The organism is Prosthecomicrobium sp. N25 (assembly GCF_037203705.1).
In the GTDB taxonomy this organism is placed as follows: domain Bacteria; phylum Pseudomonadota; class Alphaproteobacteria; order Rhizobiales; family Ancalomicrobiaceae; genus Prosthecodimorpha.
In genome coordinates this window covers 372,894-391,837 of the sequence record NZ_JBBCAT010000001.1, presented here as the reverse complement: position 1 = coordinate 391,837, position 18,944 = coordinate 372,894, and the positions used below count along the sequence as shown (strand labels likewise).

The 18,944-nt window shown below is 72.4% G+C and carries 17 protein-coding genes; 6 read left to right on the top strand and 11 right to left on the bottom strand.

Going from position 1 to position 18,944, the window contains the following annotated elements; translation table 11 throughout:
* The first annotated feature begins 30 nt into the window (after positions 1–30).
* Positions 31–636 carry a DUF4202 domain-containing protein gene (locus WBG79_RS01825; protein ID WP_337355403.1) on the top strand — a complete coding sequence of 202 codons (606 nt, stop codon included), beginning with the start codon at positions 31–33 and terminating at the stop codon, positions 634–636.
* Between the two features lie 4 nt (positions 637–640).
* Here WBG79_RS01825 and WBG79_RS01820 read toward each other — a convergent pair whose 3' ends face one another.
* The gene (locus WBG79_RS01820) at positions 641–2,242 is read right to left on the bottom strand and encodes an MBL fold metallo-hydrolase (RefSeq protein ID WP_337355402.1); all 1,602 of its coding nucleotides are present in this window, start codon (positions 2,240–2,242) and stop codon (positions 641–643) included.
* A gap of 175 nt (positions 2,243–2,417) precedes the next feature.
* Here WBG79_RS01820 and WBG79_RS01815 point away from each other — a divergent pair, with 175 nt between their 5' ends.
* Complete coding sequence (locus WBG79_RS01815; RefSeq protein ID WP_337355401.1) at positions 2,418–3,224, top strand: SDR family NAD(P)-dependent oxidoreductase; 807 nt, start codon at positions 2,418–2,420, stop codon at positions 3,222–3,224.
* A gap of 22 nt (positions 3,225–3,246) precedes the next feature.
* On the opposite strand, the gene WBG79_RS01810 is transcribed toward WBG79_RS01815, so the two are convergent.
* From WBG79_RS01810 to WBG79_RS01775, 8 genes are all read right to left on the bottom strand, one after another.
* Complete coding sequence (locus tag WBG79_RS01810; protein ID WP_337355400.1) at positions 3,247–4,914, bottom strand: benzoate-CoA ligase family protein; 1,668 nt, start codon at positions 4,912–4,914, stop codon at positions 3,247–3,249.
* A gap of 221 nt (positions 4,915–5,135) precedes the next feature.
* Complete coding sequence (locus WBG79_RS01805; RefSeq protein ID WP_337355399.1) at positions 5,136–8,561, bottom strand: efflux RND transporter permease subunit; 3,426 nt, start codon at positions 8,559–8,561, stop codon at positions 5,136–5,138.
* Positions 8,562–8,631: 70 nt separating this feature from the next.
* On the bottom strand, positions 8,632–9,807 hold the full coding sequence (locus WBG79_RS01800) for an efflux RND transporter periplasmic adaptor subunit (protein WP_337355398.1): 1,176 nt from the start codon (positions 9,805–9,807) through the stop codon (positions 8,632–8,634).
* Between the two features lie 245 nt (positions 9,808–10,052).
* Positions 10,053–10,550 carry a hypothetical protein gene (locus WBG79_RS01795; protein ID WP_337355397.1) on the bottom strand — a complete coding sequence of 166 codons (498 nt, stop codon included), beginning with the start codon at positions 10,548–10,550 and terminating at the stop codon, positions 10,053–10,055.
* Positions 10,547–12,088, bottom strand: coding sequence for a cobyric acid synthase (locus WBG79_RS01790; protein ID WP_337355396.1), 1,542 nt, complete (start codon positions 12,086–12,088; stop codon positions 10,547–10,549). Before WBG79_RS01790 ends, WBG79_RS01795 begins: the two co-directional genes overlap by 4 nt.
* Positions 12,089–12,205: 117 nt before the next feature.
* Complete coding sequence (locus WBG79_RS01785; protein WP_337355395.1) at positions 12,206–12,526, bottom strand: hypothetical protein; 321 nt, start codon at positions 12,524–12,526, stop codon at positions 12,206–12,208.
* 116 nt (positions 12,527–12,642) lie between these two features.
* Positions 12,643–13,917, bottom strand: a complete 1,275-nt coding sequence (locus tag WBG79_RS01780) for a YbfB/YjiJ family MFS transporter (RefSeq protein ID WP_337355394.1) — start codon at positions 13,915–13,917, stop codon at positions 12,643–12,645.
* 79 nt (positions 13,918–13,996) lie between these two features.
* Positions 13,997–14,215 (bottom strand): hypothetical protein, encoded by a 219-nt coding sequence (locus WBG79_RS01775; protein WP_337355393.1) that lies wholly within the window; start codon positions 14,213–14,215, stop codon positions 13,997–13,999.
* 173 nt (positions 14,216–14,388) lie between these two features.
* Between WBG79_RS01775 and WBG79_RS01770 the strand changes: the two genes are divergently transcribed.
* From WBG79_RS01770 to WBG79_RS01755, 4 genes are all read left to right on the top strand, one after another.
* Positions 14,389–15,141 (top strand): ABC transporter ATP-binding protein, encoded by a 753-nt coding sequence (locus WBG79_RS01770; RefSeq protein ID WP_337355392.1) that lies wholly within the window; start codon positions 14,389–14,391, stop codon positions 15,139–15,141.
* Complete coding sequence (locus WBG79_RS01765) at positions 15,138–16,664, top strand: permease (protein ID WP_337355391.1); 1,527 nt, start codon at positions 15,138–15,140, stop codon at positions 16,662–16,664. Before WBG79_RS01770 ends, WBG79_RS01765 begins: the two co-directional genes overlap by 4 nt.
* A gap of 66 nt (positions 16,665–16,730) precedes the next feature.
* Positions 16,731–16,856: a hypothetical protein gene (locus WBG79_RS01760; RefSeq protein ID WP_337355390.1), complete on the top strand. Its 126-nt coding sequence runs from the start codon at positions 16,731–16,733 to the stop codon at positions 16,854–16,856.
* 42 nt (positions 16,857–16,898) lie between these two features.
* Positions 16,899–17,264, top strand: coding sequence for a response regulator (locus WBG79_RS01755; RefSeq protein WP_337355389.1), 366 nt, complete (start codon positions 16,899–16,901; stop codon positions 17,262–17,264).
* A 52-nt stretch (positions 17,265–17,316) separates the two neighbouring features.
* Here WBG79_RS01755 and WBG79_RS01750 read toward each other — a convergent pair whose 3' ends face one another.
* On the bottom strand, positions 17,317–18,303 hold the full coding sequence (locus WBG79_RS01750; protein WP_337355388.1) for an alpha/beta hydrolase: 987 nt from the start codon (positions 18,301–18,303) through the stop codon (positions 17,317–17,319).
* A gap of 8 nt (positions 18,304–18,311) precedes the next feature.
* Positions 18,312–18,869 carry an ActR/PrrA/RegA family redox response regulator transcription factor gene (locus WBG79_RS01745; RefSeq protein ID WP_337355387.1) on the bottom strand — a complete coding sequence of 186 codons (558 nt, stop codon included), beginning with the start codon at positions 18,867–18,869 and terminating at the stop codon, positions 18,312–18,314.
* Between the last annotated feature and the right edge of the window lie 75 nt (positions 18,870–18,944).

Here is an 18,944-nt window from a genome sequence, read left to right as displayed (position 1 = left end):
CGGCGCCGCCGGCGCGCCCCGGAGTGACCCATGCCCGACCCGACCGACCGCCTCGCCCGCGCCTACGCGGCCATCGACGCCGCCAACGCGGCCGACCCGACCCTCGTCGAGGCGGAGGGCGGGACGAAGCCTTATGCGGTCCTGTACGGCGAACGCATGTCGCACTGGCTCGACTGCCTCGTCCCGGATGCGTCGGATGCCCTGCGGATCGCGGTCAGGGCGCAGCATATCCGCCGGTTCGACATTCCCCGGTCCGCCTACCCGCTGGACAAGCCCGGCTACCACGCCTGGCGCAACCGCCTGAAGGACCACCACGCCGACCTCACGGCCGCCCTGATGGCGGAGGCGGGCTACGGGCCGGACGAGATCGCGCGGGCGCGCTCGATCGTCCGCAAGGAGCGGCTGAAGCGCGACCCGGAGGCGCAGGCGCTGGAGGACTGCGCCTGCCTGGTCTTCCTGGAGAACGAGTTCGTCCCCTTCGCGGCCCGGCACGAGGACGACAAGATCGTCGACATCGTCGCCAAGACCTGGGTGAAGATGTCCGATGCGGGGCACGCCCTGGCCCTCGGCCTCGTGCCCGCCCTGCCCGATCGTCTGCAGCGGCTCGTCGGCGCGGCGGTCGCCGCGAAGGCCTGAGCCGTCACTCGTCCTCGAGCGCCCGGCGCAGGCGCCGGATCACGACGCCCCTGGCCTTCTCGTCGGCCGCCCGGTCGACCGCCTCGGAGATGTCGAGGAGCAGCCGGGACAGGTCGTTGTGCCAGTCGAGACGACCGATGCGGGCCGGGTCGGCGCGCGGGCGCGTGTTCGGCGGCGCGTCGAGCGTGCGGCCGTCGCGAAGGTCGATGCGCTCGTCGAGCGCGGGCTTCAGGATCCGGACGGGGGGCATGGTGCCGGCCGCGGCGGCTGCCTCGATGCGGTCCGCCAGGGCATCGATGGCCGGCGGCTCGCCATGGACAAGGGCCACGCCGCGGGCGACGGGCCCGCGTGCGGCGAGCCAGGCGAGGAGCTCGGGCGCGTCGGCGTGGCCCGAATAGTCGTCGATGCGGCGGATGCGAGCGCGGACGAGGCTCTCCTCGCCCTGGATGCGGACCGCGCGGACCCCGTCCTGCAGCAGGCGCCCGAGGGTGCCCTCGGCCTGGAAGCCGGCGAGGAGGACCGTGGCGTCGCGCCGGTGCAGCCAGCGCTTCAGGTGGTGGCGGATGCGGCCGGCCTCGCACATGCCGCTGGCGGCGATGACGGCATGGAAGCTGGCGATGCGGGCAATCGCCTTGCTCTCGTCGGCGGTCTCGGTGAAGCGGAGTTCGGGGGTGCGGAAGGCGGCGGCGAGGTCGATGCCCTCGTCCAGCTCGGCGGCGTGGGCCAGGAAGACCTCGGTCGCCCTGATGGCGAGCGGCGAGTCCACGAAGACGGGGAAGCGCGGGATCGCCTGCCGGCGCATCAGCTCGACGAGATCGAGGGCGATCTCCTGCGTGCGCTCGACCGCGAAGGCGGGGATCAACAGAACGCCGGTGCCGCCCCAGGCCTCCCGGACGATGGCGGCGAGACGGTCCCGGCGGGCCTCCCGGTCGGTCGCCGGACGGTCCTCGTCGCCGTAGGTCGATTCCAGGACCACCCAGTCGAAGCCGGACGGCCCTTCCGGATCGCGCTGCAGGGCGGCGGCGTCGGGGCCGATATCACCGGAGACCATGACGCGGACGGGGGCGTCGCCGCCGTCGGACAGCTCCAGTTCGATCGACGCCGACCCGAGGATGTGGCCGGCGTTCCAGTAGCGGGCCCGCACGCCGGGGGCGGGCGAGAGCCATTGGCCGGGATCGACGGGCCGGAAGCTCGACAGAGCCGCGCGGGCGTCCTCGGCGGTGTAGATCGGGGTGACCTCCGCATGGCCGCGGCGGGCGTTGCGCCGGTTCAGGGCCTCCACCTCCATCTCCTGGATATGGCCGGAGTCCGGCAGCAGCGCGGAGCAGAGATCGACGGTGGCGCGGGTGGCGTAGACCGGGCCGGGGAAGCCGGCCTTGACGAGCTTCGGGATCAGGCCCGCGTGGTCGACATGGGCATGGGTCAGGAGCAGGCAGGCGATCGAGCCGGGATCGTAGGGGAAGGGCTCGTAGTTGAGGGCCTTCAGGCTCTTCGGACCCTGGAACATGCCGCAGTCGACGAGGACGCGGGTGCGACCGGTCTCGAAGAGGAGCTGAAGTCCGGTCACGGTCCGGGCCGCCCCCAGGACCTGCATCGTTACGGCCATCGGCGCCTCCGCTGTGTCGTAGAATTTAACATTCTAGCGCAAGCCGCCAGCCGGCGTGGTCCGGAAGCACACTGATGCGGCGCGCGCGGGAGCCATGCCGGGAGCGGCCTTGCCGGGCACGCGGCGGCGAGGCCTCATGGGATGCACGGGGTGGGCAGGAGACAGGGGACGCCTCATGCATGGCCGGCTCAAGCACAAGGTGGCGATGGTGATGGGCGCCGGGTCGAGCGGACCCGGCTGGGGCAACGGCAAGGCCACCGCCGTGCTCTTCGCCCGCGAAGGCGCCAAGGTGGTGGCGGTCGACCGCAATGCGGCGGCCGCGGAGGAGACCGCGGAGATCATCCGCCTGGAGGGGGGCGACGCCCTCCCGCTCACCTGCGACGCGACGCGGGAGGCGGAGGTGGCGGCGGCGATCCAGGCGGCCCGCGCCCGCTACGGACGGATCGACATCCTGGACAACAACATCGGCATCGCCGAGGTGGGGGGCGTCGTCGAGATCTCGGAGGCCGAGTGGGACCGGGTCTTCGACGTCAACCTGAAGACCGCCTTCCTGGCGATGAAGCACGCGATCCCGCCCATGGTGGAGCAGGGCGGCGGGTCGATCGTCAACATCACGTCGATCGCGGGCCTGCGCTACACGGGCGTGCCCTACTGCACCTATTCGGCCACCAAGGCCGCCCTCGCGCACCTGACCCGGACGACGGCCGTGGAGTACGCCGCCCGGAAGGTGCGGGTGAACGCCATCGCGCCGGGGCTGATGAAGACCCCGATGGTGGAGAACGCGGCGGGGCTCGCCAAGGCCTATGCGGGCGGCGACGTCGAGGCGATGTGGCGCAAGCGGGATTCCCAGGTGCCGATGGGCCATATGGGGGACGCGTGGGACGTCGCCTACGCGGCGCTGTTCCTGGCCTCCGACGAATCGAAATACGTGACCGGGATCGAGCTCGTCGTCGACGGGGGGATCACGCTGAAATACACGTGACCGCCCGGGCCAGCGGTCGCGCTCAGGCGGCCACGGAGCCGCCGGCGGCCTCCTCGGCGGCGCGGGCGCGCAGGGCGAAGCGCTGCAGCTTGCCGGTGTCGGTGCGCGGCAGCTTGTCGACGAACTCGACGACACGCGGGTACTTGTAGGGCGAGATCTCCGCCTTGACGTGGGCCTTCAGCTCCTCGGCGAGGGACGCGGAGGCCGTCGCGCCGGGCTTCAGCACCACGTAGGCCTTCACGACCTGGCCGCGGTCGGCGTCCGGGGCGCCGACGACCCCGCATTCGGCGACCGCCGGGTGGGTCAGGAGCGCGGCTTCGACCTCCGGGCCGGCGATGTTGTAGCCGGCCGAGACGATCATGTCGTCCGAGCGCGCCTGGTACCAGAAGCGGCCGTCGGCATCCCGCACGTAGGTATCGCCGGTGATGTTCCAGCCGTCGCGGACGTAGACCGCCTGGCGGTCGTCCGCCAGGTAGCGGCAGCCCGTCGGGCCGCGCACGGCGAGGCGGCCGGGCGTGCCGTCCGGGACCTCGCTGCCGTCCTCGTCCACCACCTTGGCCTCGTAGCCCGGGACGGGACGGCCGGTCGCGCCGGGGACGACGTCCTCGGGGGTGGAGCCGATGAAGATGTGCAGCATCTCGGTCGCCCCGATGCCTTCCGTGATCGAGAGGCCGGTCGCGGCCTTCCAGGCCTCCCAGGTGGGCCTCGGCAGGGCCTCGCCGGCCGAGACGCAGATCCTGAGAGAGGAGAGGTCGTGGCGTCCCGCCTCGGCCAGCATGGCGCGGTAGGCCGTCGGGGCGGTGAACAGCACGGTCGGCCGGTAGCGGTCGATGGCGTCGAGGAGGTCCAGCGGGGCCGTCCTGTCCGGCAGGCAGGTGGAGGCGCCGAACCGGAAGGGGAAAAGGACGAGGCCGCCGAGGCCGAACGTGAAGGCGAGCGGCGGCGAGCCCATGAAGCGGTCGTCCGGGGTCGGCTTCAGGCAATGGGCCGCATAGGCGTCGCAGGTGGCCAGGAGATCCCGGTGGAAATGCATCGTGCCCTTGGGCACCCCGGTGGTGCCGGACGTGAAGGCGATCAGGGCGACGTCGTCGGCCGACGTGTCGACGGCCTGGAAGGTCGGGGCGGCCCCGGCCATCAGGGCCTCCAGGCCGGTGTCGTCGCCGGCCCCGAACGCCGTCACGGAGGCGAGGGTCGGGGCGGACGGGCGCGCCTTGTCGAGCTCGTCGAGGAGCCGCGCGTCGCAGAGGGCGTGGCTGATGCGGGCCTTCCCGATGATGACGGCCAGCTCGCGGGCGCGCAGGAGCGGCATGGTGGCGACCACGACGCCGCCGGCCTTGAGCACCGCCAGGTAGACGGCGACCATCATGGGCGTATTGGCGGCGCGCAGGAGGACGCGGTTACCGGGGACGAGGCCGAGGTCTCGGGCGAGGACGCCGGCGATGCGGTCGATCTTCTCCTTCAGCTCCGCGTAGGTCCAGGTGCCGGCCGCGAAGCGCAGGGCGGGACGGGTGCCGCGCCCCTCGGCGACATGGCGGTCGACCAGTTCCGCGGCGGCGTTGAGGCGGGCCGGGTAGCGGAATTCGGGGCGGTCCAGGAGGAGGTCCGGCCAGAGGGACCGGTCCGGCAGGTTGTCGCGCGCGAAGCTGTCGAGATGGGCCGAAGGGCCGAGGATCGATGCCGCTGGGGACATGGCGGGCTCCCGCAAGCCCGGGCCTGCCGCCGCCGCTCCGGCCGCGGTCACGCCGGGAATGCTTTGAGCTTAAAATTTTCCTGGAGGCAAATCATGCCAGTGTGGCGGGTGGCGGGGCGGTCCGGTGGTCGATCTTACCTCGGAACCCCGCTCGGACGGTCAATCGTACCGGACCAACCGAAACACCTCAGGAAGAACCCTTAGGTCAGGAAACCGGTCGGTCAGGCGCCGGAACCGGAGGGCCGGGGGTCGCGCATGGTCGGGAAGGGGTTGCCGCGCGGGTGGGCGTAGATGGGCTGCGGCACCGGGCGGATCCCGCCGGCCGGCCTTCCGGCCTCCGCGGGGGGCGGCACCACCACCACGGTGGGAGTCTCCGCCGCGGGCGGGGCGACGGGAGGGGATGCCACCGGGACCGGGGCGGCGACGGCCTCGGCGGCCGGGACCGCGGCCGGAGCCGGGGCCGCGACGGGCGCCGGCGCCGCGGGGGCGACCTCCGCGGCTTCCCGCCGGGCGGGCGCGGGGATCGGGGCGGAGGCGGCCGGCACGTGGCCGTGGGCGTCGGGGTCATGGGCGGGGGCGCCGTGGCCGCCCGCCGGCCCGCCGAGGTCCTCGTGGCGGTCGCGGGCGTGCTCGCGGGCGATCATGAAGTAGACCGTCGGGACGACGAAGAGGGTCAGGAGCGTGCCGAAGCTCATGCCGCCGACGATGACCCAGCCGATCTGCTGGCGGCTCTCGGCGCCGGCGCCGTGGGCGAGCGCGAGCGGGATGGCGCCGAGCACCATGGCCCCCGTGGTCATCAGGATCGGCCGAAGCCGCAAGGTGGCGGCGTCGAGGACCGCCTGGCGCTTGGGCAGGCCCTTCTCCTGAAGCTGGTTGGCGAACTCCACGATCAGGATGCCGTGCTTGGTGATCAGGCCGATCAGCGTGACGAGGCCGATCTTGGAATAGACGTTCAGGGTCCCGCCCGAGGCGTCGAGTGCGTAGAGGGCGCCGGCCATGGACAGTGGCACCGACAGCATGATGATGAGCGGGTCGACGAAGCTCTCGAACTGGGCGGCGAGCACCAGGAAGATGAAGACCGCCGACAGGGCCATGACGAAGATCAGGCTGGAGGCGGAGTTGCGGAACTCGCGGCTCTGGCCGGCCACGTCGGTGCGCGCCGTGGCGGGCAGAACCTCCTCGGCGGCCTTGTCGAGGAAGTCGAGCGCCTCGCCCTGGGTCACCCCCGACCCGAGGGAGGCCGTGATGGTGGCGGCGCGCATCTGGTTGAAGCGGTTCAGGGAGTTGGCGGCGGCGTTCTCCCGGAGGTCGACCACGTTGGAGAGCTGGATCATCGCCCCGTCCTGGCCGCGCACGTAGAGCTGGGACAGCGCCTGGGGGGTAGCGCGGTTGTCGGCGGCGAGTTGGACGATGACGTCGTACTGCTCGCCGGAGCGCTCGAAGCGGGTGACGACGCGGCCGCCCAGCATGGTCTCCAGCGTGCGGCCGACCTGCTCGACCTGCAGGCCGCTGTCGAGGACCTTGTCGCGGTTGAGGCGCACCTCGACCTGGGGCTGGTTCAGCTTCAGGTCCGTGTCGACGTTGACGAGGCCCGGGAAGGTCCGGATCTTCGCCAGCATCTTGTCGACGGCCTCCTGAAGGTCCTGGTAGGTGCCGGAGGTCTGGATGACGTATTCGATCGGGCGCGCGTTGAAGCTGCCGCCGAGCGAGGGCGGGTTGTTGGCAAAGAAGTTCATGCCCGGGATGCGGGAGAACTGCGGGAAGAGGGTCGGGACGATGTCCTGCTGGCGGCGGGTCCGCTGGTCCCAGTCGACCAGCCGGGCGATCGCGAAGGCGTTGGTCACGTTCGGGAAGCCGCCCGAGACGACGATGCCCTTCACCTCCGGGATCTTCTGGTAGATGGCCTCGGTCTGGTTGGCGTAGCGCTCGACGAAGTCGATGGTCGAGCCCTCGGGGGCGACGCCGAAGCCCTGGATGACGCCGCGGTCCTCGACGGGCGAGAGCTCCTGCTTGATGGTGCTGGCGAGCTGCCAGGCGACGCCGGCGACCACCACGGCGCCGATCACCACGAAGGGCCGGATGGCGAGGGCGCCGCGCAGGAGCCAGCGGTAGCCGCTCTCGACCCCGTGGAAGAATTTCTCCAGGAGCCCGAAAACGAAGCCGTGCTTCTCGTGCTCCTTGAGGATGCGCGAGCACATCATCGGCGAGAGCGTCAGGGCGATGAAGCCCGAGACGAGCACCGAGCAGGCGAGCGTCAGGGCGAACTCGATGAAGAGCTTGCCGGTGCGGCCCTCCGAGAAGGCGAGCGGGGCGTAGACGGCGGCGAGCGTAATGGTCATCGCCACGACCGCGAAGGCGATCTCGCGCGTGCCCTCGATGGAGGCCCTGAACGGCTTCTCGCCGTGCTCGATGCGGCGGTGGATGTTCTCCAGCACCACGATGGCGTCGTCGACGACGAGGCCGATGGCGAGCACGAAGGCGAGCAGGGTCAGGGTGTTGACCGTGAAGCCGAGCGCGAACATCAGCGCGAAGGTGGTGATCAGCGACACCGGGATGGTGACGAGCGGGATGAGGGTCGCGCGGATCGAACGGAGGAAGAAGAAGATGACCAGCACGACGAGGATCACGGCCTCGCCGATGGTCGTGAACACCGCCTTGATGGAGCGGTCGATGAAGACCGAGGTGTCGTAGGCGACCTCGCCGGTCAGGCCCTGGGGCAGGTCCGGGGTGATCTCGTCCATGCGCTTCTTGATGCCGGACGAGACGTCGAGCGGGTTGGCGACGGCCTGCTTGACGATGCCGAGCGTCACCGCGTCCTGGCCGTTGTAGCGGCTGAAGCGACGGTTGTCGGCGGCGGCGAGTTCGGCCTTGGCGACGTCGCCGAGGCGCACCAGGGTGCCGCCGGTCTGGCGCAGGACGATGCGCTCGAACTCCTCCGGCGTGGTCAGGCCGGTGCGGGACAGGACGGTGAACTCGCGGTCGCGGCTCTCGATGCGGCCGGTCGGCACCTCGACGTTCTGGCCGCGGAGCGCGGTCTCGAGATCCTGGATGGTCAGCCGGTAGGCGGCGAGGCGCTGGGCGTCGACCCAGATCCGCATGGCGTAGCGGCGCTCGCCCAGGATGGTCACGTCGGCGACGCCGTCGACGTTGCGCAGGCGGTCGATGACGAAGCGGTCGAGAAAGTCGGTCGTCTCGAGGGCGGACATCCGGTTGGAATAGAAGGCGAGGTAGATGATCGGCTGGGCGTCGGCCTCGACCTTCTGGATGACAGGCTCGTCGACGGCGTCGGGCAGGCGGCCGCGGATGCGGCCCACCCGGTCGCGCACGTCGGCGGCGGCCTCGGAGGGGTTCACGCTGGAGCGGAAGCGGAGGGTGATGCGGCTCGTCTCCGAGCGGCTCGACGAGGTCAGGACGTCGATGCCCTCGATGCCCGCGACCGCACCCTCGACGATCTGGGTGATCTGGCTCTCCATGATCTCCGGCGAGGCGCCCGGGTAGCGCGTCGTGACGGAGACCACCGGCTCGTCGATGTTCGGGTATTCGCGCACGGACAGGCGCTGGTAGGAGACCGCCCCGATCAGGCACATCATCAGCGTCATGACGGTGGTGAACACCGGCCGGCGGACGCAGAGCTCGTAGAGAGACATTGATCGACCTCGATCGGGATTTCCGGATGGGGCTCGGGGCCGGGGCCGGGGCCGGCCCGGGCGCGCGGCGTCAGGAGGTCGGGCCGGTGCCGACCACCTCGACGGCGAGGCCGTCGCGCAGGCGCTGCTGGCCGGTCACCACGACCGTGTCGTCGCGGCCGATGCCCTGGATGACCTCGACGCTGCCCGGCTGGCGGATGCCCGTGACGAGCTTCACGCGCGTGGCCTTGTTGTCCTTCACCACGTAGGCGAACCGGTCGCGGCCCTGGCTGACGACGGCGGATTCCGGAATGATGATGGCGTTCGGGCGCGAGGCCGTCGTGATCTCGACGCGGGCGAAGAGGCCGGGCTTCAGATCGCCGGAGGTGTTGGCGACCTTGGCCCGCAGTTGGAGCGAGCGGCCGTTGATGTCGACCTGCGGGTCGATGGCGTAGACCTCGCCCTCGTAGAAGCGGCCCGGCAGGGCATCCATCTCGATCTTGACCTTCGAGCCGACCTTGACGTTGGCGAGCTCCACCTCCGGAAGCCGGAAGTCGACCTTCACGGGGTCGACCTTGTTGAGCACGATGAGCTGCTCGCCCTTGTTGACATATTCGCCGAGGCCGATGCTCCTCAGGCCCACGACCCCGTCGAAGGAGGCGCGGACGGTGGCCTTGTCGAGCTGGCTGGAGACCAGGTCCACGTTGGCGCGGGTCCGGTCCAGGGTGTAGCGGCTCTCGTCGCGGGTCCGCTCGGTGCCGGACTTCTGGCGGAAGAGCGTGTCGGCGCGCTCGTAGTTCGCCTCGGCGAGCGCAAGCTCGGCGCGGGCCTGGGCGAGCGTGGCCTTCAGCATGCTGTCGTCGAGGCGGAAGAGGACGTCGCCGGCCTTCACCTTGGTGCCTTCCTGGACGACCACCTCGGATATGCGGCCGTCGATCTCGGCGGAGACCGTGATGGTCTCGTCGGCGCGGAGCGTGCCGACGGCGGTGAGGGTCGAGCTGACGGTGCCGATGCGGACCTTCTGGGCCTCCACGGCGGTCGGACGCTGCTGACCGCCGCCGCCGGGCGCGGCGGCCCCCTGGCGGCCCGGCGCGGGCGCGCCGCTGGTCGCGGCCCCGGCCTGCACGGGCATCGGCGCCGCCAGGCCCTGCTTCAGGAGCGCTTCATAGAGCGGCCGCGGCAGATATTCCGGTCTGTAGAAGCCCGTGGCGACGATCACCCCCGCCAGGCAGGCAAGCGCCAGGAGCCAACTGAAAAAACGTGCCATCCCATTCTCCCGGCGGCTTCGGCCCCGCCACCGGGAGCCATACGGGGCCCGCCACCCGCCCGGATCAACCGGGCCGGCGACCTGCCATGACGACCGCCTCTTCCGAATGATCGGACTAAACCAGAAAATCCTGGCGGCTGCCATGCCTTAGCGAGAGATTCTGGCGCTCCGCGGACGAATACCTCGCGACCCGGTCACGATGTCGCGATCACGACTGACGTCAAGCTTACGAAGCGGAGCCCTGCTCAGAACTCGCGACGGAGCCAATAGACGAGGCTCTCGCAAAGGTTCGCCAGGCGACGACGTTCACTCTCCTCGACCTGGAACCAAGCACCGCCTGCGGCCGGGTCGCGGGTGGCGTGCAGGGGACGGCGCGCCAGCACCTGGCCGCCCGGGCCGACCAGGACGGCGGCGCCGACGATCGTGTCCTGGCTGTAGTCGTCGTCGCGGGCGCGGCTGCCGCCCGCATAGGCGATCATCTGGATGGACGAGATCTCGATCACCAGCAACGGGGCGGAGCGATCGTTCACCACGTCGCCCCCGAAAGCCGCGCGGGCGTAGGGCAGCGCGACCTCCCGGGTCAACGCCGCGTAGCGCGGCACGCCCTTGGCGGCGAGCGGGCGGGTGTCGACCTCGATGCCGCGGATCCTGAGCGGCCCCGCCGATGCGCCGCCCGCCGCCACGAGCGGGAGCGTCGACAATCCGGCGAGGAGGGTACGGCGGCTGATCGCGGGTCGGTTCATGGGTCAATCCTCTGTAGATCTTGAATATGTGCATGCGGACCCGTGTCCGACAAGCCGGGCGCGCCCGCCGACCGGGGAACGCGGGCGAGGCCCAGGAGACGGTCGAGGTCCAGGTGCGTCTCGAGGTGCCGCGCCAGGGCGTCGAGCGTCGCCTCGACCTCGGCCTCGTAGGCGAGGCCGGACGGCTCCGCGCCGAGGGAACGCATGAACGCGGACCGGCCCTCGTCGTCGGCGAAGAGGCCATGCAGGTAGGTACCGGCGACGAGACCATCGGACCGCACCGCGCCGTCCGGCCGGCCGTCGGCGAGGCGGACGAGGGGGCGGGCGGTGTCCGGACCGGTCGTCCGGCCGACATGCATCTCGTAGCCGCGGACCGGCGCCCCCTCGCGGACCGTGACGCCCGCGACCGCCGTCAGGGCCTTCGAGCCGGTCAGCACGGTCTCGACGTCGAGCAGGCCGAGGCCCTCGACGGTCCCCGGGGGGCCCTCCATGCCGTCCGGGTCGGCGACCAGGCGGCCGAGCATCTGGTAGCCGCCGCAGACGCCGAGGACGCGCCCGCCCCGGCGGACATGCGCGGCGAGATCGACGTCCCAGCCGGCCCTGCGGAAATGGGCGAGGTCGTCGATCGTGGCCTTCGAGCCCGGCAGCAGCACGAGGTCGGTTTCGGCCGGCAGGGCTTCCCCGGGGCGGAGGAGCAGCACGCGGAGGCCGGGTTCGCGCTTCAGCGGGTCGAGGTCGTCGAAGTTGGCGATGTGGGGCAGGACGGGCACCGCGACGGTCACGCGGCCGTCGCCGGCGGGCTCGCGGCGGGACAGCGCGACGGCGTCCTCGGCGGGCAGCCTGGCGGCGGCCGGGAAGTGCGGCACGAGGCCGAGGGCGGGCCAACCCGTGTGGCGCTCGATCAGCGCCATGCCGTCGGCGAAGAGGGTGGGATCGCCGCGGAACTTGTTGACCACGAAACCGGCCACCAGGGCCGCGTCGTCGGGATCGAGGACCACCTTCGTGCCGGCGATCTGGGCGATCACGCCGCCGCGGTCGATGTCGCCGACGAGGACCACGGGCACGTCCTCGGCCCGGGCGAAGCCCATGTTGGCGATGTCGCCGGCGCGCAGGTTCACCTCCGCGACGCTGCCGGCGCCCTCGACCAGGACCAGGTCCGCCTCGCCGAGGAGGCGCGCGAAGCTGTCGCGCACGGCCCCCATGAGGCGCGGCTTCCAGCCCTGGTACTCGCGCGCCTTCGCGTTGCCCAGGATCCGGCCCTGGACGACGACCTGGGAGCCGACCTCGCTCTGGGGCTTCAGGAGCACGGGGTTCATGTGCACGCTCGGCGCCACGCGGGCTGCGCGCGCCTGCAGGGCCTGGGCCCGGCCGATCTCGCCGCCGTCGGCCGTCACGGCGGCGTTGTTCGACATGTTCTGCGGCTTGAAGGGCCGTACCGCGAGGCCGCGCAGCGCGAAGGCGCGGGCGAGCCCGGCGACGAGGACGGACTTGCCCACGTCCGAGCCGGTCCCCTGGATCATCAGTGCCCTGGCGGCCATGCCGGCTCCCGTGCCCGGATCAGTCCCGAGCCAGCGTATTGGCCCGGCCGGCGGGACTTGTCCACTGCCCGGGGGTGGGGACGGCCTTCCGCAGGGGGCGGGGCCGTCCGCCGGAGGTCAGCGCACCTTCACGCGCACATGGGGATGATGCCAGTGGTGGCGGTAGTAGTGGTGGTGCCGGTAGTAGGGCCGGACCCCGTAGCGCGGTCCGTAGTAGTAGGCCCGCGGCCGGGCGCAGTGGCTGTGCCAGCCGAGGCGGTTCGACCACTGGCGGCTGCAGTGCGAGCCGTGGACCGGGGTGACCAGGGCTTCATCGCCGGCCGCGATCCGGGCCGGGCCGGTCAGCGGAACGGTCGGTGCGGCCGCGGCCGGCGCCGCCGCTCCAGCCGCGACCGCGACCGCGACCGCGACCGCCAGCGCATATCCGAGTAGACGCATGTGCAATCCTCCTTGAGACAGTCGTCCTCGAATTTTAGGCAACCTGCATGGTGGAACCTTGACGCAACCGAAGCGAAAGCTGGACGTTATCGGGGCGGCCGCCATCCTCGTCGTCGTCAGGCCCTGGCAGGACGGGCCAGCCGGCGCCCGGCCTCGGCGAGCACGGCGGCGGCGGCGAGGAGGATCGCTCCCGTGGCAAAGAGGAGGGCGTAGGAGCCGGTGGCGCCCAGCAGGTGACCGAAGGCTGAGGCCGACAGGGCCTGGGTGGCCGCGAAGCCGCTGGTCATCCATCCCCAGAGCGCCCGCTGGCGGGCCGCCCCGGCGATCTCGGCGGAGAGGCCGGCCGCCAGCGTCGCGGTGCCGGGCGTCAGGGCGCCGACCACCAGGGAGGAGACGACCAGCGCCGGGGTCGCGGACGAGACCAGGGGCAGGCCGACCGCGGCCGCCTTGAGGAGAAGCGCGACCACGAAGGCGCGGCCGAAGCCGAACCGGCCGGCGAGGCGGCCGACCAGGAGCGGCCCCGCCATGGCGCCGACCCCGAAGAGGATCCAGTGGGTGCCGCCGGCGCCGAAACCCAGGCCGAGCGCACGCGCCACGTACTCGACCCAGTAGACCGTGTGGGGGACGAAGCCGGCGCCGTCGAGCGCATAGGCGACGAAGACCAGCACGACGGCGGGCCCGGGCCCGCCGGGGCGCCTTGGGCTCGCGGCACCGACCGGCGGGGCCGCGGGAGCCGGCAGGGCGATCGAGGTCCACAGTTTCCAGGTGAGGGCGGAGAGCAGGACGGTCAGGGCGGCGAGCACCAGCCAGGCGGAGGCGACGCCGAGCCGCGCCAGGGCCGGGACGAGGGTGCCCGAGAAGATGATGCCGAGCCCGATCCCGGTGAACATCAGGCCGACCGCGCCCGGGCGGCGGGCGGCCGGAAGGCCGGCGAGGATCGCCATGGGCACGAGCACCATCAGGGTGGCGCCGGTGAATCCGGGAACGAAGCGCCACAGGGCGAACCAGACGGGTCCCAGATCGACCGCGCAGGCGGCGTAGGCCAGGGCAGTGGCGGCGAGCGACAGCCGGACGACGCCCGAGAGCCGCCCGAGCCGGGCGACCCAGCCGGAGAGGAGCGCGCCCGAGAGGTAGCCGGCGAAGTTGGCGGCGGCCACGTAGCCGGCGCTCGACGGGGTCAGCCGGCCGGCCTCGATCAGCGCCGGGACGAGTGCGGTATAGGCGAAGCGCCCGAAGCCGATGCCGATCAAGAGGACGGCGAGGCCCGCCAGGGCGAGCGTGGCGGCGGACGGCGGGGCGGTGCGCGCAGGGGCCGCGCCCGCGGCGGACGGACGCGCGGCGCCGGGACCGGTGTCGGATCGGGGCGGGGCGGCGCTATCATCGGCTGTCATCCGGCTCCCCCGACGGCGGGTCAGAGCCCCGGATAGCGCGCGACGGCGGGGCGGGCAACCCGGCCGGACGGCCGTGCCGTCAGGTTCGGCCGACGAAGTAGGAGATCACGAAGCCGATGACCACGAGCAGGATGCCGAAGCCGAGCACGTAGCGCATGGACCCGACGGGCTTGCCCTGGCGGGCCTGATTGGGCATGCGGACGATCCGGTCCTGGTCGGAGATGTCCGGGTCGCGGGCGACCGGACCGTCGGTCTCGACCCGGCCGATGCGGGGGTCGGGCGTCTGGGGATCGGTCATGGCGAAGGCTCCTCGGCCGCTCGTGAAAGGTCGGAGCGGGAACGGCCAAGCCCCAGGATTGTTCCGGGTCGCGGCGGATCCGGGAGGTTCCGTTCACCCGCCCGAAACCGGGACCGTGCCATCGTGGCGACGGCCTTCCGGAGGGGAGCGCCGCCCCCGAGCCGCGAGTGCCGATGCCCGACGCAACCCCTGCCCTGGCCGTCCGAAACCTCGTGAAGCGCTTCGACCGCCCGGCGGTGGACGGGCTCGACCTGACCGTGCGGGCGGGCGAGTTCTACGCCCTGCTCGGGCCCAACGGCGCGGGCAAGACCACCACGCTCCGGATGGTCGCCGGCCTCCTCAGGCCCGACGCCGGCACGATCTCGATCTTCGGCATCGACGCGCTCGCCGACCCGGTCGCGGCCAAGCGGGTGGTCGCCTGGGTGTCCGACGAGCCGATGATATACGACAAGCTGACTCCGCTCGAGTATCTGGAGTTCGTCGCCGGGCTCTGGGGCATCGGCGCCGCGGCGGCCGGGCGGCGGGCCGACGAACTCGTTGCCCTGCTCGGCATGGAGGCGCAGGCGCGCCGCCGCTGCGAGGGCCTCTCCAAGGGCATGCGCCAGAAGGTGGCGCTCGCCGGGGCGCTGATCCACGATCCGGCCCTCATCATCCTGGACGAGCCGTTGACCGGCCTCGACGCCGGGTCGGCCCGGCAGGTGAAGGACGTGCTGCTCGCCCGGGTGCGCGCCGGCGCGACCGTGATCCTGACGACCCACATCCTGGAGGTCGCCGAGCGCATGGCCGAGCGGATCGGCGTCATCGCGGCGGGCCGGCTCGTGGCGGAGGGCACGCTCGCCGACCTGCGCGCGGCCTCGGGCGCGACCCACGCCACGCTGGAGGACATCTTCCTGGACCTCGTGGCCGCGCCGGAGGCGGCGGAATGACCGGGCCCGGCTCGCTCGCTTGGTTCGCACGCCACGAGTGCCGGCTCGTCTGGCGCGATTTCGCCGGCATGGTCTCGGCCGGGCGGCCCGCGCGCGCCCGGATCATCGCCGTGCTGGTGCTGGGGCTGGCGGCCTTCCTGCACCTGGTCGCGCACGGGGCGATGCTCGGCTCCGGGCCGGTCTCGACCGGCGACAAGGCGACGCTGGTGATGTTCGGCGGGACGGGCGCGATGATCCTGGCGCTGATGCTGAGCCAGGCGCTCGAGTCCGTCACCCGCGCCTTCTACGCGCGCGCTGACCTCGACCTGATCCTCGCCTCCCCGGCGCCCGCGGCCGCGCTCTTCGCGATCCGGACCGGGGCGGTGGCGCTTGCCGGCGCGCTGATGGCCGGCCTGCTGGCCGGGCCGTTCATCGACGCGCTGGCATGGACCCACGGGGCGCACTGGCTGTCCGCCTACCTCGTCCTCTTCGCCTTCGGGGCGGCCTCGACGGGGATCGCGGTCGGGGTCACGGTCGGCCTCTTCCGCCTGATCGGGCCGAAGCGCACGAGGACGGTCGCGCAGGTGATCGCCGCCATCGTGGGCGCCTCGTTCGTGATCATCATCCAGGTCGCGTCGATCCTCCTCTACGGCCAGATCTCGCGGGTCGCGGCGCTGCGGTCGTCCGACACGATCGCGGCGGCGCCGGATCCGGGCAGCCTGCTCTGGTGGCCGGTGCGGGCCGCGGCCGGAGAACCGCTGCCGCTGGCGGCCGTGGTCGCGGCCGGCCTGGCGATCCTCTGTCTCTCGGTGCTGCTGTTCGCGCCGAAGTTCGGCGACTACGCGGTGGCGGCGGGCGCGACCGCGTCCGCCGGCCCGGTCGCGCGGGAGCGCCCGCTCCGGCCGCAGCGATCCCCCGCGGCGGCGCTGCGCCGGAAGGAGTGGGTGCTGATCGGACGGGACCCCTGGCTCCTCTCGCAGACATTGATGCAGATCCTCTACCTCGTGCCTCCCGCCCTCCTGCTCTGGCGCAACTTCGGGTCGGGCTCCAGCGCCCTCCTGGTCCTGGTGCCGGTGCTGGTCATGGCGGCCGGGCAGCTCGCCGGGGGGCTCGCCTGGCTGACGATCTCGGGCGAGGACGCGCCGGACCTGGTCGCTACCGCCCCGGTCTCGGCGGGTCGGGTGACCCTCGCCAAGGTCGAGGCGGTGCTGGTCGCCGTCGGGGCGGTGGTCGGCCCCTTCCTGGTCGCCATGATGACCGTGTCGGGCTGGCACACGCTGGTGGCGGCTTCGGGATGCGCGGCGGCGGCGGGGGCGGCGACGCTGATCCAGTTCATCTTCCGCACCCGGGCCCGGCGCAGCCAGTTCCGGCGGCGCCAGACGGCCTCGCGCCTGGCGACCTTCGCGGAGGCCTTCTCGTCGATCGCCTGGGCGGCCACGGCGGCGCTCGCCGCGCTCGGGACGTGGCTCGCCGCAGGGGCCGCCGCCGTCGCGCTGGCGGTACTCGGAATCGCCTGGCTGCTCGGGCCGGGCCGGAATGCCTGAGGCGGAACATTCCCGCGTGGGACCGGTTCTTACCCCCGCCTGAAACCAACCCCGGAGGTCCAGCCGATGCGCCCCATCCTGATCCCGATCGTCGCGTGCCTCGCCCTCGGGGGTTGCAACACCACGAGCTCGAGCGCCGGCGTCGGCGGGGCGCTCGACAGCCGCGGCCGTCGCATCCTGGTGGCCTGCTGACCCATGAACACAGTCTCGACAGCCATGACGAGGAGCCCTGCGGTGACGTCCCTGCGCGTGCTGATCTGTGAAGACGACCCGGTGCAGGCCCTTCTCCTGGAGGACCTGATCTATGAAGCCGGCCACCGGCCGGTCGGCCCTGCGCGCCGCTTCGTGGACGCGCTGGAGATCGTGGACGGAACGCCGGTGGATGTGGCGATCGTCGACCTGACGTTGCTCGACGGCCGTTCCGGGCCGCTGATCGCCCGGCACCTGGCCGAGCGCGGCATCCGGGTGATCGTGCTGTCGGGCCTGACGGAGGTCGATCCCGACCTCGCCGAGATCCGGCACGTCTTCGTGGCGAAGCCCGCGCGGCCGGAGGTGATCTCGCGCCTGCTCGGCCGGGTCGCCCCGCCGGTCGCGGCCTGACCGCGCCGCTCGTCGAAGATCAGGCCGGCGGAAGCCGGCCCTTGTCCGAAGATCAGGCCGGCGGGAGCCGGCCTTCGCGCGCGAGCACGCGGACGGCCTCGGCGATGGCCCGGAAGCCCGCCATGGCGGGTCCGCTGTGGTGGCGCGCGCGCATGTAGCTGTGGGCGAGCTCCGGTTCGCGGCGAAGCCTCGAAGGCACTCCGGCGGCGCCGAGCCGCTCGTGGAAGCGGACGCCGTCGTCGTGAAGGGGATCGTGCCCCGCGACGGTGATGAAGGCGGGCGGCAGGCCCGCGAGGTCGGCGGCGAGCAGCGGCAGCGCGGTGGGGTCGGTCCAGGCGGGAGCGCCGGGCGGGCCCAGGAAAGCCTGCAGGAAATAATCCATCTCCTCCAGGGTCAGGCAGGGCGCGTGGGCGTTGCGCCGGTAGGACGGCGTGTCCGTGTCGCCGCCAAGGACCGGGTAGATCAGGACCTGGCCGACGAAGGCCGGCAGGCCGCGGTCGCGCAGCACAAGGGCGGCGCCGGCGGTGAGCTGGCCGCCCGCGCTGTCGCCGGCGCCGAGGATGCGGCCGGGATCGATGCCGTGGCGCGCGCCCTCGGCCCGCAGCCAGGCGAGGACGGCCAGCATGTCGTCGAGCTGGGCCGGGTGGCGGTTCTCGGGTGCGAGCCTGTAGTCGACGGCCGCGACCACGACCCCGGCCGCGTCGGCCAGTTCGGCGCACATGTCGTCATGGGTTTCGAGGCTGCCGAGCACCCAGCCGCCGCCGTGGCCGTAGAGGACGCCGGGGAGCGGCCCGGCCGCCGCGGGCCGGTAGAGCCGCACCGGCACGGCACCGCCGGGGCCCGGGACGACCAGATCCTCGACCGCAATCCCGGGCGGGCGGGGCGCCTGGAAGGCGCGGCAGACCTCCTCCCAGCCGCGGCGCTGTTCCGGCAGCGGCCAGGCCGTGCTCTCCGGCGGCGAGAGGGCCGACAGCGCCTCGTAGAAGCGCAGCATGCCGGGGGCGACCGGCGGAAGCGCGTCGTCCGCGGGGCCGTCCATGCGGGCGGTCAGCGCGGGGCGCGCTTGGCGAGGATGCGCTGGAGCGTCCGGCGATGCATGTTGAGGCGGCGTGCCGTTTCGGAGACGTTGCGCTCGCAGAGCTCGTAGACGCGCTGGATGTGCTCCCAGCGGACCCGGTCGGCCGACATCGGGTTCTCGGGCGGGGCCGCGCGGTCGGTCGGCTCCTGGGTCAGGGCGCGCAGGATGTCGTCCGCGTCGGACGGCTTGGACAGATAGTCGATGGCGCCGAGCTTCACGGCCGTCACCGCGGTGGCGATGTTGCCGTAGCCGGTCAGGATCACGGCGCGGGCGTCGGGCCGGCGGGTGCGCAGGAGCTCGATCACGTCGAGCCCGTTGCCGTCGCCGAGGCGCATGTCCACCACGGCGTACTGGGGCGGCCGGGCGTCGACCTTGGCCATGCCCTCGGCGATCGAATCCGCGGTCTCGACCAGGAATCCGCGGGATTCCATGGCGCGCGCAATGCGCTGCAGGAAGGGCTTGTCGTCGTCGACGATGAGCAGGGTCTTCGCCGCTTCCGCGGCACCCGCGGCCATCACTTCGGTCATGGCATTCCTCACCTTCGCTTTATTGGCGACAGGGTCGCTTGCTTGCTTCCCTTATAGGCCCAATCGAAGATCCGG